We start from the raw sequence: 15,220 nt of genomic DNA on the forward strand, positions 1-15,220 counted from the left end.
CCATACTCCACCCCATATCACCCAGACAGGCAGGGGGCGTCTTGCCGCCCTGCCCCTGTTTAATGAAATCTTAAGCTGCTTTTTTGGCAAATTCCGACCCTCATGCTATCCTTGGGTAAAGCAGTAATTTGAATTGACAACACGGAGGCACTATGAATCAGAACATGCAACGCACCTTTGACCTGTCGGGGGGCATGCAGCAAGTCCGCCACCAGGTCTTGCGCAACACTTACTGGCTGCTGGCACTGTCCATGATACCGACCGTGCTGGGCGCCTTCATCGGCGTGCAAATGCACTTGCCGATGCTGAGCGGCGGCATGGGTTTCATCATCTTCATGGCAGTCGCATTCGGCTTCATGTATGCGATTGAAAAAACCAAGAACTCGGGCCTGGGCGTCGCCGTCCTGCTGGGCTTTACCTTCTTCATGGGCCTGATGCTCACGCCTATCCTGACGCGTACGCTCGGCTACTCGAACGGCGGCATGCTGATCATGACGGCATTCGGCGGTACGGCCACCATCCTGGCCGTGATGGCGACCATCGCCACGGTCTCGAAGCGCGACTTCTCGGCCATGGGAAAATGGCTGTTCGCCGGCGTGATCGTGCTGATCCTGGCGTCGGTGGCGAACATCTTCCTGGGCCTGTCGGCACTGTCGATCGTGATCTCCATGGTCGCCATCGCCATCTTCTCGGCTTACATCCTGTATGACGTGCAGCAAATCATCAATGGCGGCGAGACCAACTACATCTCGGCCACCCTGCGCATCTACCTGGACGTGTACAACATCTTCACCAGCCTGCTCTCCTTGCTGGGCTTCGCCGGCGGCAGCCGCGACTAAGCGCTGATGCAAAAACGCCGGGGCGGCGTTGCAGCGTCTGGCCCTGAACGTTTTATGCGCCGGGGCATGAAAATAAAAGCCGACCCTCGGGTCGGCTTTTTTACGCCTGCAGTCTCTACTTGATCTTCTCCGCCGCCGCCGACAGGCAGGCGCGGGCACGGTCCAACGTCGGGTTATCGCGCTGGGCCGCATACACGGCGTAGGCGGAATGCGAGAATTCGGGCGCGTCACGCACGCGGTGCAAGAGTCCTGCATCGAGGTAAGGTTGCGCGCTGCCAATGCGAAAGTAACTGGCACCACCCACTTCCAGCAAGTACACGAGGGCCAGCGGCCCCAGCGAGATCGACACGGGCGGGCTGCTCAACTCAGGATACGCCGCCTGGTGGTTGGCCGCGAAGCTGGGGCCCCAGTCTACATACACATACGTATCAACATGCATCTGCCCGTCGGCGCGCGTAGTCACCATCACCAGCTTTTCCTCGGCCAGCAATTCGCTGGCCAGGCCCGGGCGCTGCGGCGGGTTGTACAGCACGGCCAGGTCGAGTGAGCCGTCGTGCACGGCGTCGAGCAAGCGCGCAGGACTGTCGACTTCCGCACGCAAGGCGATCTTGGGGCAATCGCGGCTCATGCGTATCAACCAGTCGCCCAGCAACGGCTGCCACAAGCTCAATTCGCAGCCGATGCTGACAGCGTCGTCGCGCCCCGGCGGCAAGGCCACCTGGTGGCGGGCCCTTTCCCACACCTGCACCATGGTGGCCGCATGACGCATGAAGCGCTCGCCGGCCGAGGTCAGGCGGGCGCCCGCCTTATTGCGTACAAACAACTGGCGCCCCAGTTGCTGCTCCAGGGTACGGATGCGGGCGCTCACGGCGGTCTGCGTCACGTGCATGCGTTCGGCCGCCATGTTGAAGCTGCCGCAGGAAGCCACTTCCAGGAAGGTGCGCGCTTGATTGATATCCATCAAGCCATGATATCAGCTGCCGCACATATCAACTGACACGCTCGTAGCCGCCCAGCACGCCCTGCTTCGACAGCACCCATTGCCACAGTTGCAAGTCGCGCGCGCGGAAGGCGCCCGCACACGACAGCAGATAATATGACCACATGCGATGGAAGCGCTCGCCCAACTGGGCGGAAAACCGCGGCCACGCCTGCTCGAAATTCGCATGCCAGGCCATCAGGGTCTTGTCGTAGTCAGCGCCGAAGTTGTGCAAGTCCTCGGCCACAAATAAATCGTCCATGGCGTCGCCGAGCTGCCCGATCGACGGCAAGTCGCCATTCGGGAAAATGTATTTGTCGATCCACGGGTCGCACGCGGACTGGCGCTTGTTCTTGCCGATGGTATGCAGCAGGAACAGGCCATCGTCTTCAAGGCAGCGGTGCGCCACTTCCATGAAGGTGCGGTGGTTCTTGTGCCCCACATGCTCGAACATGCCGATGCTGACGATGCGGTCGAATTTTTCATTGACGTCGCGGTAGTCCTGCAGGCGGAAATCCAGGTGCTCGCCACCCGGCATGGCGCGCGCATACGCGGCCTGCTCTTTCGAAATCGTTACGCCCACGCACTGCACCGCGTATTTTTCCACTGCATAACGCATGAAACTGCCCCAGCCGCAGCCGATGTCGAGCACGCGCATGCCCGGCTCCAGCCTGAGCTTGCGGCAGATCAAATCGAGCTTGGCTTCCTGCGCCTCGGCCAGGTTGCTGGCGTCCTTCCAGTAGCCGCAGGTGTAGGTCATGCGCGGGTCGAGCATGGCCGCGTAGAAGGCGTTGCCCAGGTCGTAGTGTTCCTTGCCCACCATCCACGCGCGGCGCTCCGTCTGCAGGTTGAACAGGCGCGCAGTCAGCGCGTGGAAGGCCAGGCGCATGGGGCGCACGTCGTCGGCTATCCTGGCGCGCAGCAGATGGCAAAAGAATTCATCCAGCTGGCTCGCATCCCAGTCGCCGTCCATGTACGCTTCGCCCAGACCCAGGTTGCCGCTGGCGAAAGCCCGTTCGGGTACGCCAGGCTTGCGCAGCTGCATGTCCCATGCGGCGCGGCCATTCAAATGGATGCCGGCCCTGGCCAGCAATTCGGCCGCTTCGCGGGTCAGCCGCGTGTCGAGCCGGAGTCCGGCACTACCTGCCGGTGTTTGTCGCAACTGCCTGCCTGCTTGTGTCGTGTGCTGCGTGTTCATGCCCTGCCGCCTCCAGATGGTTGTCGGTGCTGGCGCGCGCCGGCAAGTCCACTCAGAGGCCCGGCGGCGCACCAGCAATAAAATTATCTACCCCTCATCCGCATCTGGATAATGAAACATCATGACCATTCATATCAAAAATTTTGCTGCAAAATGATTTTGAATAAATTATTTGTGAAAACTACTGCGCATGAAGCGCTCTGTAGCATGAAAAAAGCCGCCTGTATGGCGGCTGTTCGCGGCAAGTTCGCGCCATTCGGCAGCACGATCAAAAGTCGTGATTCGACGGATACTTACTATAAAAATCGTTATCCCATTTGAAATTGGTGAAGGCCACGGTAAGGGAAATATCCAGCGCCTCGACAAAATGCCAGCAGCCGACGGGCAGAAACAGGATTTCGCCCGGTGCCAGCACGCATTCGCGCACCTGCACGTCGGCCATCAGCGGATAGCGCTGCAAGTCGATGTCACGCCCGTCAACAGGGGTAAAACAGTGGCGCTGGTTATATACGCGCGCCACCTCGCAGGCGGCCATGATGCGCAGCCGCTTGCGCCCTTTCACCTGCGCCATGAAGTTGTTCGTCAGGTCGTGGTGGAATGGCGTCACCGTGCCTGCCGGTCCAAACCACAAAAAGCCCGTGGGACCGCCATCCTGCTTCAGGTATTCGGGCAGCTGGCCGATATCGCCCCACAGCTCGCGCAAGGCTTGCCGGTTCTGCGAATTATTGTTCGCAGTCATGTAGAAATCGTTGGTCGTGCCGCTGCTCTCGACCAGGCTGGCGTACTCGCCAAAGGCCATCTTGCGCTTGTGCGCCACGCTGTTCATTTCATACTGGGCGTCCGCTTCGCGGCCGAACTGCACTTCCACCTCGCGCTGCCCGTAATGTTCGCGGAAATAGGCCGGACTCCACTTGGCCATGGCGGGCCAGTCGTCCAGCATGCCCGTGATGATCACGGGTTGGTTGGTGGAATAGAACTCCGTTAAGAACGCTTGCGCGGACAGCCTCTCGCGGCGGGGAATCTCGGTCGGGCGCAGCTGGTTCAACTTGCGCTGGATATCGATCACCCAGTCGCGCTTGGCCAGCCGGTTCGACAGGCGCACGGCGCCGGCAAGATACGGGCTGTGCAACGCAAGTTCGATTTCGCGGCGCGCCAGGGGCTCAGCGATGCCGGCCTGTTGCAGCACCGGCATCAGCGCCGACGGATGGCTGCCCAGCATGAGGTTTTCCGCGATCCAGCTGCGCCATTCGCGGCTCAGCTCCGCGTCTTGCTTCTGCTCCAGCTGCTTGACTCCGAATGTCGATACCGCCGCCATCGCCCGCCTCCTGTGTCTTTATATGAATAAACGGCCGGACAGCATGACTATCCGGCCGCGTCTTACGCTACATCAACATTACCGCACCTTCCACACCTCGGTTGCCAGCACGCCATTCGCGTCGCCATCGAGTTCCCACGAGAACGCGCCGCGCAAGCCCTGGTCCTTGACGTATTTCACCTTGGTGCCGATGACGGTCGGGTCATCATAGCTCCACCACTGGCCGCCCGCGCCCGTGTACAAATACAGCTGTTTGGTTATGGGATGGTAGTAGCGCGTACCGGTTTTGGCGACGAGAATTTTATAGTCCTCGATACCCGACTCGTACGTGCCCGGCGCCGTGCCCGTCGCCGCCTGGTACAGGCCATCGCCGTTCGGTCCCGGTGCCACGCCGGTCCAGCCGCGGCCATAGAACGGTATGCCCAGCAGCAGCTTGTCGCGCGGCACGCCGGCGGCAATCATGTACTGCACCGCCTTGTCTCCCACGTATTCGCGTGCCATGCCCGTCGAAGGATCGGCAGGGTCGGCAAATAGCTGGGCATTGAAGTTGGTGCTGCTTTCCCAGCCGCCATGGAAGTCGTAGGTCATCAGGTTGATCCAATCCATGTACTGCGAGTACAGGGCCGGTTCCGTGTTGTCGATCTTGTCCTTGCCGGCACCAACGGCCGCCGTCAACAGGTAGCGCTTGCCGTTGGCGGCACCGAGCGCATCGAGCTGGCTGCGGAATTCCGCCATCAGCAAGGTGAAGTTGCGCTTGTCGTTGGGACTGACCGTGTTGTACGGCTGGCCGCCGCCCACCGGGTATTCCCAGTCGATGTCGATGCCATCAAAGATGTTGGCAGCCGCACCCACGCCGCCGCGCCCGCCCTGCACCGGCAAATTGCCCTTGATGTAGATATCGATGCAGGAACGCACCATCTGCTTGCGCAGGGCATCCGTGGCCGAACCGACGGAGAAGTTCTTCGACCAGCTCCAGCCGCCCAGCGAGATGAACAGTTTGAGGTTCGGGTGCGCCGCCTTCAGTTTTTTCAGCTGCAGGAAGTTGCCCGACAGGGGAGCGTCCCATGGGATCGCCTGGCCATCGACGGTGCGCTTCGGCGTACGGATGTAGTCGGCTTCGGCATCGCCACCGGTGCCCGCGTCCGGCGCATTCGGATTCGTCGCGCCCGGCTCCGCCTTGGTGATCATGCCGCACTCGTAGCCGCCATTTTTCGGATAGATGTTGCCGAAGGCATAGTTAATAAAGGTCAACTTGTCGGCCACGCCGCTGGAATGCACGTTCGCCACTTCATAGTCGCGGCCATACACGCCCCACTGCGCGAAATAGGAGCCCACTTCGCGGCCCGTTGGTGTCGGGGTTGGCGTTGGCGTTGGCGTCGGGGTAGGAGTAGGCGTCGGGGTTGGTGTCGGAGTAGGAGTAGGCGTTGGGGTAGGCGTGGTGCTGCAGACCTCCTGGCTGGTCCATGGCTTGCCCGTGCCGGCGGCGCCGCTGCTGGTCGACGGGTTATTGCCCTGCGTCCAGTAGTTGGCGCGGTAATTCGTGCCGGCATAGCTGACGGTGGCGCCCGCGCTGTAAGCCGTGCCCGCCACCCACGCCAGCGCGCAGGTGCCGCCGGTTGGGATCGGCGTTGGCGTCGGGGTGGGCGTCGGGTTCGGCGTTGGCACCGGTGTCGGGGTGGGTGTCGGAGTCGGCGTCGGCGTCGGCGTCGGCGTGGTACCGCCATCACAGGTGCCGCCCGCGCTCCACAGGCCAGGCGTGGAGACGGGATTCCAACCCGAGCCCACGTGATCGGTCTGCGTTACCAGGGCCGTGTAGTTGGCGCCCAGGTAAGTGACCACCGTGCCGGCATTATAGGTGCCACCCTCTTGCCATGGCACGCAGGCGACTACCGTGCTGGCCGCCAGCAATTGCGAGCCGGCCGGCGTACTGGCGTCGCCGCCGCCACCGCAGGCCGCCAGCACGCCTCCACTGGCCAGACATACCATCATGTTCCTGATTGTTTTTTTAAGTATTAGATTTTCCACGCTGTCTCCTGTTCAGGTTTGCGGAGTGCCACTCTGCTTCGTCAATAACTGATCTGTTTTTTGCAGTTGCAAGAACAGCATGCTGCTGAAAAAATAGGCGGTCAAGTGGTTTTAAAGTGGACTCAAAGTGGACAATACCACTCCGCTTAAAAAACGCGGCAGCCCAGGCGAACGGCATGTTGTCCTACTGGACAAACAAAAAACGACAGAGGGAGGATGAAAAAAGAAGCGTGATCTGGAAAATACAGACCAGTTTTATAATACGGCGTAAGTGGTATTGCGCCAGTTTGTTGCGCCGCCAAACGCGGCAACGGCGGGTGCCTGCCTGGCCACCCGCCGTATTTTCAATGCTTATTGCGCCAGATCAAACACTGCCATCGATTCCACGTGCGAAGTGTGCGGGAACATGTTGACCACGCCCGCCTTGCTCAGCACATAGCCAGCTTCCAGCGCCAGGATGCCGGCGTCGCGCGCCAGGGTCGAAGGACTGCAAGAGACGTAGACGATGCGTTTCGGCAGCATGTCGGGACGCACTTGCGACAGGCCAACCAAGGCCTGGCACAGGGCCATGGCGCCATCGCGCGGCGGGTCAATCAGGATGCGATCAAAACGGCCCAAGGCGATCAGGTCGTCGGTGGTGACTTCGAACAGGTTGCGCGTCGAGAACGAGGTCTTTTCCGCCAGGCCATTGGCCAGCGCGTTTTCCAGCGCCCGCTCCGTCAGGGTAGTGCTGCCTTCGATGCCCACCACTGCGCTGCCTTGCGTAGCCAGCGGCAAAGTAAAATTGCCCAGGCCACAGAACAGGTCGGCGACGCGGTCCGTCGGCTGCACTTCCAGCAAACGCAGGGCTTTCGACACCAGCACGCGGTTGATGTGGTGGTTCACCTGGGTAAAATCGACAGGCTTGAACGGCATCTTGACGCCAAATTCCGGCAGCAAGTAGTGCAATTGCTTGTCCAGCGGATAGAACGGCACGGCCGTTTCCGGGCCTTTCACCTGCAGCCACCATTGCACGCCATACTCGTCGGCAAAGGCCTTCAATTTCGTTTCATCGTCCGCCGTCAAAGGCGCCATGATGCGCAAGACCATGGCGGTGACGTCTTCGCCCACGGCCAGCTCGATCTGCGGCATCTGGTCGAAGATCGACAGCGAAGCAATCAGTCCACGCAGGGGCAGCAGCATGGCGGAGATGTGTGGCGGCAAGATTTCGCAGCTATCCATGTCGGCGACAAACGCCGATTTCTTTTCATGGAAGCCCACCAGCACGGCGTCTTTTTTCTTGACGTGGCGCACCGACAGGCGCGCGCGGTAGCGGTAGCCCCAGGTCGGGCCATACATGGGGCGCATGATGCTTTGCGGACGCACCTTGCCGATATGCCACAAGTTATCTTCCAGCACGCGCTGCTTGATCGCCACCTGGGCCGACGGCTCCAGATGCTGCATGGAGCAACCGCCGCAATTGTCGAAATGCTTGCACTTGGGCGTCACGCGCATGGACGATTCGCGGTGCAGCGCCGTCATGCGGGCCATTTCCCAGTTCTTCTTTTTCTTGAACGTCACAAAGCTGACGCGCTCGCCCGGCAATGCGCCTTCGACAAACACGACCTTGCCCGGCGAACCGTCTTCGTTTTCAATATGGCCAACGCCACGGGCGTCCATGTCGAGCGATTTGATTTCGATGATATTTTCTTGCATAGCGATCAATAGGTAAGAGTGGGCCAGGACGCAGGGCCGCGCTGGAACTTGAAAGAATGGGGGAAAGGTCAGGCGCCGCGAGCGGGGCGTATGATAGCAGATGCAGCCCCGGAAATACCGGACCGGCTACCTTAGAGCAGGGAGTCGCGCACCACGCCGCGCGCAGCCATGGCCCGCTTGAGCTTGATCAAGGCTTCCTGCTGGATCTGCCGCACTCTTTCACGCGTCACACCCATTTCCTCGGCCAGGGTTTCCAGGGTGGCGGGGTCATCGTTGTCGAGACCGAAACGGCGCATGATGACCACGCGCTGCTTGTCGGGCAGCTTGGTTAGCCAGTCGCGCACCAGCACCGTCATTTCATGGTGTTCCGCGCGCGCGTCGGGGCTGTCTTCGCTGGCGCCCGGCAGCATGTCCATCAGGGACGACTGCGGGTCGTTGTCAAGCGGCGCGTCGAGCGAGGTGGCGTGTTCGGACAGGGCCAGGATATCCTGCACCTCTTCCACGGGACGCCCCACCAGGTGGGCGATGTCTTCCGCAGTGGCATCCTTGCCGTCGTGGTGCTGGGCTTCCAGGTGGTATTTGCCGCGCAAAATTTGATTCAGTTCGCGCACCATGTGCACGGGTAGGCGCACCGTGCGCGCCTGGTTCATGATGGCGCGCTCGATGCTCTGGCGTATCCACCAGGTGGCGTAGGTGGAAAAGCGGAAACCGCGCTCGGGCTCGAACTTGTCGATGGCCCGCATCAGGCCGATGTTCCCCTCCTCGATCATGTCGAGCAAGACCACACCGCGGTTGATGTAATGCTTGGCGATCGACACGACCAGGCGCAGGTTGTGTTCGATCATGGTTTGCCGGGCTTCAAAATTGCCCTGCTTGGCCAGGGTGGCGTAATACACCTCTTGCGCCGCCGTCAGCAATGGCCGCGTGCCGATCTGGTTCAGGTAGTGCTGCGTGGTATCGGTCGACAGCTCGGCCGCCAGCACTTTTTTCAATTCATCGACACTTTCGACCAGCACGCTGACGCTGGCCACCTCGCCGCCCTCGCCCGCGTCAACGGCATCAATGCCGTCGAGTTCGCCGACATCGTCCGTCACGACTTCGTCCGCTCCGTCTTCCGGCAGTTCCGGCTCATCGTCCAGCTGATCGTGCGGCGCGTGTGTCATTGCTTTACCTAACGGTTAGGCAGGAATTTCGAAGGGTCGACAGGTTTGCCCTGCTGGCGGATTTCAAAGTGCAGCTTCACGCGGTCGGCATCGGAATCGCCCATTTCGGCGATGGCCTGGCCTTTGTTGACGTTCTGCCCTTCCTTCACCAGGATGCTGCGGTTATGCGCATATGCCGACAACAAGCTATTACTGTGCTTCACGATGACAAGATTACCATAACCACGGATTCCGCTCCCGGCATACATGACTTTTCCCGCGCCGGCGGCCACCACTTGCTGGCCCGCCTTGCCGGCGATATCGACGCCCTTGTTCTTGCCTTCGTCGAAAGTGCCGATGACCTTGCCTTCGGAAGGCCACATCCAGCTGATCTTGTCATCGCCAGCCGCTTGTGCGGCAGGGGCGGCGGCCACTACTGCCGGTGCGGGGGCCGCAGCGACGGGGGCAGGCGCCGGGGCAGGCTTGGCGTCGGTGATGCCGCCGTCGGCGCGCAACTCGGCCAGGGTGGCGTCGGAATACGCGCGCTTCTCGCCGCGCGGGCCCGCTTTCTTCGGCACGACAGGGGCGGCCGGCTTGATTTCCGTGACAGGCGGCATGACGATGGCCGACGTTTGCGCGCCGCCCGTGTCGCCATTGGGCGGAAGCACGCGCAAGACCTGGTCGACCTTGATGTCGTTCGGGTTGCTCAAGTCATTCCAGGCCACCAGGTCGCGGTAATTCTGGCCGTGTTCCAGAGCGATGCGCAACAGGGTGTCGCCGCGCTTGACCGTGTAATAGGCCGGATCGCGGTCGCGCGGATCGCTGGCGGCGGCGCTGCTGCTCGATGGATGGCGCTCCACAACGGGCGCCTGGACACCAGTGGTGCCGCAACCGCTCAACAGAGCGGCCAGCGCGAGGCTGCAGAGGAATATGTTACTTTTCTTAATCATTCGCATGTATGTTTAGGTCCTGCTTGCTAGCTGATCCGAGGATCATATGATGCCCGGGCGCAAAGGCACGAAATGGCAGTCTTCCAGGGTCTGGCTGGTCCATTCCATTTTCCCCACCCGGGTAATGAGTTGTAAGTGTTGCAATTTGCCCCCCACCGGCGCAACCAGACGCCCGCCGGGCGCCAGCTGTTCCAGCAAGGCTTGCGGGACTTCCAGGCCGGCTGCGGCAAGGATGATCCCGTCAAAGGGCGCCGCCTGCGGCAGGCCAAGCATACCATCTCCGTACTGCAAACGCAGATTTGACACGCGCAGTGGGCGCAGATTGGCCTTCGCCAGCTCGTGCAAGGGCCGGATGCGCTCGATCGAATACACCTCTTTCGCCACCAGCGACAGCACCGCCGCCTGGTAGCCGCAGCCCGTGCCGATTTCCAGCACCCGCTGCAAGCTGCCGCCCTGGCGCATCACTTCGATCATGCGCGCCACGATATACGGCTGTGAAATGGTCTGGTGGTGGCCGATGGGCAAGGAGGCGTCGATATACGCCTGCGACGCCAGCGCCTCGTCCATGAACAGATGACGCGGCACGGCTTGCATGGCGTCGAGCACTACCTGGTCCTTGACGCCCTGTTTCGCGATGCGCACCACCATGGCCCGGCGCACGGCCTCCGACACCAGCGGGTTTTGCCGTGGCGGCGACAGTACCGCCGGCTGCGCCCGCTCATTGGCGATGGCCTGGGCGCGCGACGGCGCGATGGGCACGGCTGCACCATGGTGCGGCGCCCCGCCCCGCGCCGCGTTTTGCGCCGCATTCTGCGTGGCCGTCTGCGGCGTGGCGATCCTGGACTGGGCCAGCGACTGCCCCCCGCCCAGCCTGGCGGGCTTGCCTGCCAGCGAATCGAGGGAAAGGGGGAAGGTACGCGGCTTATCGGTCATGCCAGGCCTTTTGCCAGTGCATCGAGTTGGGTGGTATGCGTCAGGTCGATCTGCAGCGGCGTGATCGATACTTGTCCATGTTCAACGGCATGGAAGTCCGTGCCCGGACCGCCTTCCTTGGCAGCGCCGGCGGGGCCGATCCAGAAGATTTCACGGCCACGGGGATCGAGGGCGCGGATCACGGGCTCAGCCGAATGACGCTTGCCCAGGCGCGTGGCCACCATGCCTTGCAATTGCGCGTAAGGGATGGCGGGGATATTCACATTCAGCAAATACGGTTTCTGCAGGGCGTCAAACTGGCGCTCGACGATTTCCCTGGCCACGCGGGCGGCCGCGTCCAGGTTGGCCCAGCCAAACTGCGACTGGGAAAAGGCGATGGCAGGAATGCCGAACAGATAGCCTTCCGTGGCGGCCGCCACAGTGCCAGAATACAGGGTGTCGTCACCCATGTTGGGGCCGTTGTTGATGCCGGACACCACCAGGTCGGGGCGCTCGATGAGCATGCCCGTCAGCGCCACGTGCACGCAGTCGGTGGGCGTGCCGTTGACAAAATAAAAGCCGTTGGCGGCCTTGTGCACGGACAGGGGCCGGTCCAGCGACAGCGAATTGGATGCGCCCGAACGATTGCTGTCGGGCGCCACCACGACGATCTCGGCAATGGGCGCGAGCGCGTCGGCCAGGGCAGCCAGGCCAGGCGCCAGGTAACCGTCGTCGTTACTGATAAGAATTCTCATAAGCAGATTTTACCCGAAGCAATGCCAACACTGGGCGTACCGCACGCTGATAGTCAGCATTATTTGTGCCGCCGCGCGGCCATGGCGCGCGGCGTCAGCGCTGCCCGATGCGTGCCTCCGACAAGGCCCCTTCCAGCGCCTGCACTTCATCCTCCTGCAAGGCCAGCAAGGCGTTCAGGTTGCCTTGTAATTTGTACATTTTTTTCAACTGCGCCATGCCACGCCTGCGCAGCTTGCCCGGCACACCCGGGCGCAGCAGGCAGGACTTCATATGGTCGGCCAATTCATCGGCCTGCGCATACTGCTCACGCTCTATCATGCCTTGCAACATCAAGATCATGCTGGCCAGGGTATCCGGCTCGGCCACGCCCCGCCCGCTGGCACGGCCGGCCAGTATGGTTTCCTGCAAATGCCGGGCGCCGTCCAGCACGCTGTCCGCATGCCCCGTCACAGGCGCATTCAACAGCCGGTCGCTGCCGCTGAGCACGGCGTCCTCCAGCAGGCGCGCCGCCTCGCTGTCACCCTGCTGCTGGAGGGTGCCGGCCAATTGCTTCTTGCTGTGCAAGGTATCAAGGTGGTCTTCGCCCAGCAGGCGCGCGTGCACTTCCAGCACCTGCTCCTGCACGCTGCGCGCCGCATCGAGTTCGCCGCGCCGCAGCAGCGCTTCGGCCAGCTTGCGCTGGCTCATCAGGGTTTCCGGATGGTCGAGCCCGCGCGTGCGCTCGCGCGCCGCCACCTGGTCTTCGTGCAACTGGCGCGCGCCGGCCCAGTCGCCCTGCCCAGCCACGATATCGGCCAGCATGTCACGCGTGGCCAGCGTGGCGGCATGGTCACAGCCCAGGCGACGCTCCTGCACCTGCAGCACGGCAGCGAGCAGGCGCCGCGCGCCTTCCAGGTCGCCTTTACGCCCCAGCGCCTGCGCCAGGGCCAGCTTGCTGCGCAAGGTGTCGCCATGCTCGGCGCCAAACAGGCGCTCACGCGCCGCCACCACCGTGCCCAGCACTTGCTGCACCTGCGCCAGCAGGCCCATGCGCAGCAAGGTGGCGGCGCGGCCATCCATCGCCTCCAGGGTCAGCGGATGCTCGCCGCCCAGCTGGCGCGCGTATGTTGCCAGCACCGTATCCTGCAGCAGCAGCGCCGCCGCCAGCTCTCCCTGCAGCAACAGGGTTTGCGCCAGGCAGGCCCGGGCGGCCAGGGTATCGGGATGCTCGCTGCCCAGCACGCGCTCGCGCACAGCGAGCACGTCCTCTTCCAGGAAGCGGGCTTCATCGAGCTTGCCCAGCTGGCGCAGCAGGCGCGCCATGCCGCTCTTGCTCTCCAGGCTGTCGGGATGCTCTTCGCCCAGCAGCCGTACGCGGATCTCGACGCTCTGGCGAAAGGCATCGAGCGCCTGCGCGCTGCGCCCGTCCTTGCGATACAGCTCGCCCAGGCGGGCCAGGTCGCGCGCCAGCGGCAGGGCCACGGCGCGGCCAGGTTCGAACAGCAAGGCCTGGCGCGCTTCGCCGATGGCGCCCAGCAAGGCGATTTCACGGCTCGATTGCCATGGGAAATAGCCGCCCGTCAGCCAGTGCAAGAAGGCTTCGAAGGTGCGCGTGAGGGAAAAACGGTCGCCGCCCTGGTCGATGCGCACGGCCAGTTGTTCGCCATAGGCGAAGGTTTTCGTCTGCTGCAGCTGGACTTCGTCGAAATAGCTGTCGAGGGCAATCTGCGACAAACCGTAAGAGGTGCGCAGCAGGCGCTCGAACATGGGCTGGAAGCCGGCGATGCCCTTGTGCGCGTCGCCGCGACGCCACTCGGCGCGCTGCGCCCCGTCGCCCATTTCTATACGCGAGGGCAAGGGGTACATCAGCAGCGGACGCTGTTCATCTTCATGGCTGCGGCGGTACTCGATCGCCCGCGTAACGAGCGCATCGACGCCTTCCAGGCTTTGCCGGTTAGGCGTAAAGACCACCACCAGCTTTTTCGGCAGCAAGGTGGTGCAGATGCCGGCGCTGTCCGTGCGGCCCGTGCGCGAATCGACCAGCACATAGCGGAAATGCTGGGCCAGGGTATCGGCGAAGCAACGAAACAGGGGCGGACAGGCGTCGAACAACTGGTCCCAGCGCATCTGCGCCAGACGTTCGCTGTAGCTGGCATCGAAGCGCCCCGCGCGCATCAGGTACAGCGGGCTGCCCTGATCGACGCGCACCACGTATTGCTGCCAGTCGATAGCGTCGAGCACGCGCTGCGCCAGCGCCGCATCCTCGCGCCCAGCGTCCTGCCCGCCGGCGCGCGCGCCCGCCGTTTCCAGGCTGATGCGCTCGAGCTGCTGGCGGCACGCCTCGAAGAACTCGAGCACGCCCGGTCGTTCCTCGTGCTGCTCGAAGTAATGGTGCAGGCCAGGCGCCTCCATGTCCCAGTCCAGCATCAGCACGGGCACGCTGGCGTTCTCGCGCCGCGCCAGCAGGACGGCGATGTTCGACAAGGCCATCGTGCGGCCAGTGCCGCCCTTGTAGGAATAGAAGGTAACGACTTCGCCAGGGGCGCTCAAAGGTGGCAGGGAGAGGCGTTGGCATTCCATGTCAGGACCTTTTACATGATTAACGTGGAAAGTGGGGAGGCGGAATGGCGCGCCATTCCGGTGGAATATCGGGTAACACGAAACGGCTGCAATCGTGGCCGGGTGGCGTGGATCGCTTCAGCAGGTGGTAATGCGTGGCGATGCGCTGCACGATGCGTTCGATGTCGGGCAGGTATTGCGGATTCGACTTCAGGTCGCCGCTGGCCAGCGTATAGCCGGAGAAATCGACGTACAGGCCCGACTCCGTGATTTGCGGCGGCAGGCCGTCCGGATGGCGCGTCATGATGATGGGGATGATAAGGTGGCTGGGCAGTTCATACCAGGCGCGCCGCTCCTGTTCAATTAGTTGCATGGCGGCAAACTCGCGCCGCGTGTAGCCGTGCGCTTCATATTTGGGCGTGTACAGCACGATCATGCAGACGCTCTGGCACATGGCACGCGCCACGCGCAGGTCGATATCGTCACCGCCGCCCAGTTGCTCGCTGTCGATGAACAGCACTTCCTCACGGTCGAGGTGAGGCTCCAGATAGCAAGCCAGCGCCTCGATGAGATCATTCTTGAACTTGTTCATGAACGCATATTGGCCGTGTGCATAGCTCAAGAAACAGCCGTAGCGGATCTCCATGGCATCCCCCTGTTCCCCGTGCGGCCCTGCCATCGCCGCGCCTTCATCCTGCAAGGCATGCGCTCACTGTAGACCGCCCGGCAACAAGCCTGTTTGCGCTGGCGCAAAACTATGTCTGGCGTCCTGGACATGTGGAAAAAGCCAGAAACTGGCGCGATCACGCCCATTATTGGCATGCCAAGCACGCAGGCAAGCGCCGCGCAAGAAACGCCAGAGGCTTGATAA

The 15,220-nt window shown here is 62.4% G+C and carries 12 protein-coding genes; 1 reads left to right on the forward strand and 11 read right to left on the reverse strand.

Annotation, left to right across the window (positions count from 1 at the left end; translation table 11 throughout):
• Positions 1 to 152 precede the first annotated feature (152 nt).
• Positions 153 to 839 (forward strand): Bax inhibitor-1/YccA family protein, encoded by a 687-nt coding sequence (locus tag CLU92_RS12660; RefSeq protein WP_101482172.1) that lies wholly within the window; start codon positions 153 to 155, stop codon positions 837 to 839.
• A 115-nt stretch (positions 840 to 954) separates the two neighbouring features.
• On the opposite strand, the gene CLU92_RS12665 is transcribed toward CLU92_RS12660, so the two are convergent.
• The 11 genes from CLU92_RS12665 to CLU92_RS12715 all read right to left on the reverse strand — a co-directional run bounded on the left by CLU92_RS12665 (position 955) and on the right by CLU92_RS12715 (position 14,995).
• Positions 955 to 1,800: a LysR family transcriptional regulator gene (locus CLU92_RS12665; protein ID WP_101482173.1), complete on the reverse strand. Its 846-nt coding sequence runs from the start codon at positions 1,798 to 1,800 to the stop codon at positions 955 to 957.
• A 28-nt stretch (positions 1,801 to 1,828) separates the two neighbouring features.
• Entirely contained in the window at positions 1,829 to 3,016 is a 1,188-nt protein-coding gene (cfa, locus tag CLU92_RS12670; protein ID WP_101482174.1) for a cyclopropane fatty acyl phospholipid synthase, read from the reverse strand.
• A gap of 268 nt (positions 3,017 to 3,284) precedes the next feature.
• Positions 3,285 to 4,331 carry a cupin-like domain-containing protein gene (locus tag CLU92_RS12675; RefSeq protein ID WP_101482175.1) on the reverse strand — a complete coding sequence of 349 codons (1,047 nt, stop codon included), beginning with the start codon at positions 4,329 to 4,331 and terminating at the stop codon, positions 3,285 to 3,287.
• Between the two features lie 78 nt (positions 4,332 to 4,409).
• A complete protein-coding gene (locus CLU92_RS12680) occupies positions 4,410 to 6,320 on the reverse strand; it encodes a glycosyl hydrolase family 18 protein (RefSeq protein WP_257561073.1) in 1,911 nt (636 codons plus the stop codon).
• A gap of 387 nt (positions 6,321 to 6,707) precedes the next feature.
• The gene (gene rlmD / locus CLU92_RS12685) at positions 6,708 to 8,051 is read right to left on the reverse strand and encodes a 23S rRNA (uracil(1939)-C(5))-methyltransferase RlmD (protein WP_101482176.1); all 1,344 of its coding nucleotides are present in this window, start codon (positions 8,049 to 8,051) and stop codon (positions 6,708 to 6,710) included.
• 131 nt (positions 8,052 to 8,182) lie between these two features.
• The gene (rpoS, locus tag CLU92_RS12690) at positions 8,183 to 9,214 is read right to left on the reverse strand and encodes an RNA polymerase sigma factor RpoS (protein ID WP_101482177.1); all 1,032 of its coding nucleotides are present in this window, start codon (positions 9,212 to 9,214) and stop codon (positions 8,183 to 8,185) included.
• An 8-nt stretch (positions 9,215 to 9,222) separates the two neighbouring features.
• Positions 9,223 to 10,143, reverse strand: coding sequence for a peptidoglycan DD-metalloendopeptidase family protein (locus CLU92_RS12695; RefSeq protein WP_101482178.1), 921 nt, complete (start codon positions 10,141 to 10,143; stop codon positions 9,223 to 9,225).
• A 42-nt stretch (positions 10,144 to 10,185) separates the two neighbouring features.
• Positions 10,186 to 11,076: a protein-L-isoaspartate(D-aspartate) O-methyltransferase gene (locus CLU92_RS12700; protein WP_101482179.1), complete on the reverse strand. Its 891-nt coding sequence runs from the start codon at positions 11,074 to 11,076 to the stop codon at positions 10,186 to 10,188.
• Positions 11,073 to 11,810 (reverse strand): 5'/3'-nucleotidase SurE, encoded by a 738-nt coding sequence (gene surE, locus CLU92_RS12705; RefSeq protein ID WP_101482180.1) that lies wholly within the window; start codon positions 11,808 to 11,810, stop codon positions 11,073 to 11,075. The genes CLU92_RS12700 and surE overlap by 4 nt, the downstream gene beginning before the upstream one ends.
• A gap of 94 nt (positions 11,811 to 11,904) precedes the next feature.
• Positions 11,905 to 14,370 (reverse strand): tetratricopeptide repeat protein, encoded by a 2,466-nt coding sequence (locus tag CLU92_RS12710; RefSeq protein ID WP_101482181.1) that lies wholly within the window; start codon positions 14,368 to 14,370, stop codon positions 11,905 to 11,907.
• Between the two features lie 19 nt (positions 14,371 to 14,389).
• Positions 14,390 to 14,995: a toll/interleukin-1 receptor domain-containing protein gene (locus tag CLU92_RS12715; RefSeq protein ID WP_034752049.1), complete on the reverse strand. Its 606-nt coding sequence runs from the start codon at positions 14,993 to 14,995 to the stop codon at positions 14,390 to 14,392.
• Positions 14,996 to 15,220 lie beyond the last annotated feature (225 nt).

It is taken from the genome of Janthinobacterium sp. 61, from assembly GCF_002846335.1.
Classification (GTDB): domain Bacteria; phylum Pseudomonadota; class Gammaproteobacteria; order Burkholderiales; family Burkholderiaceae_D; genus Janthinobacterium.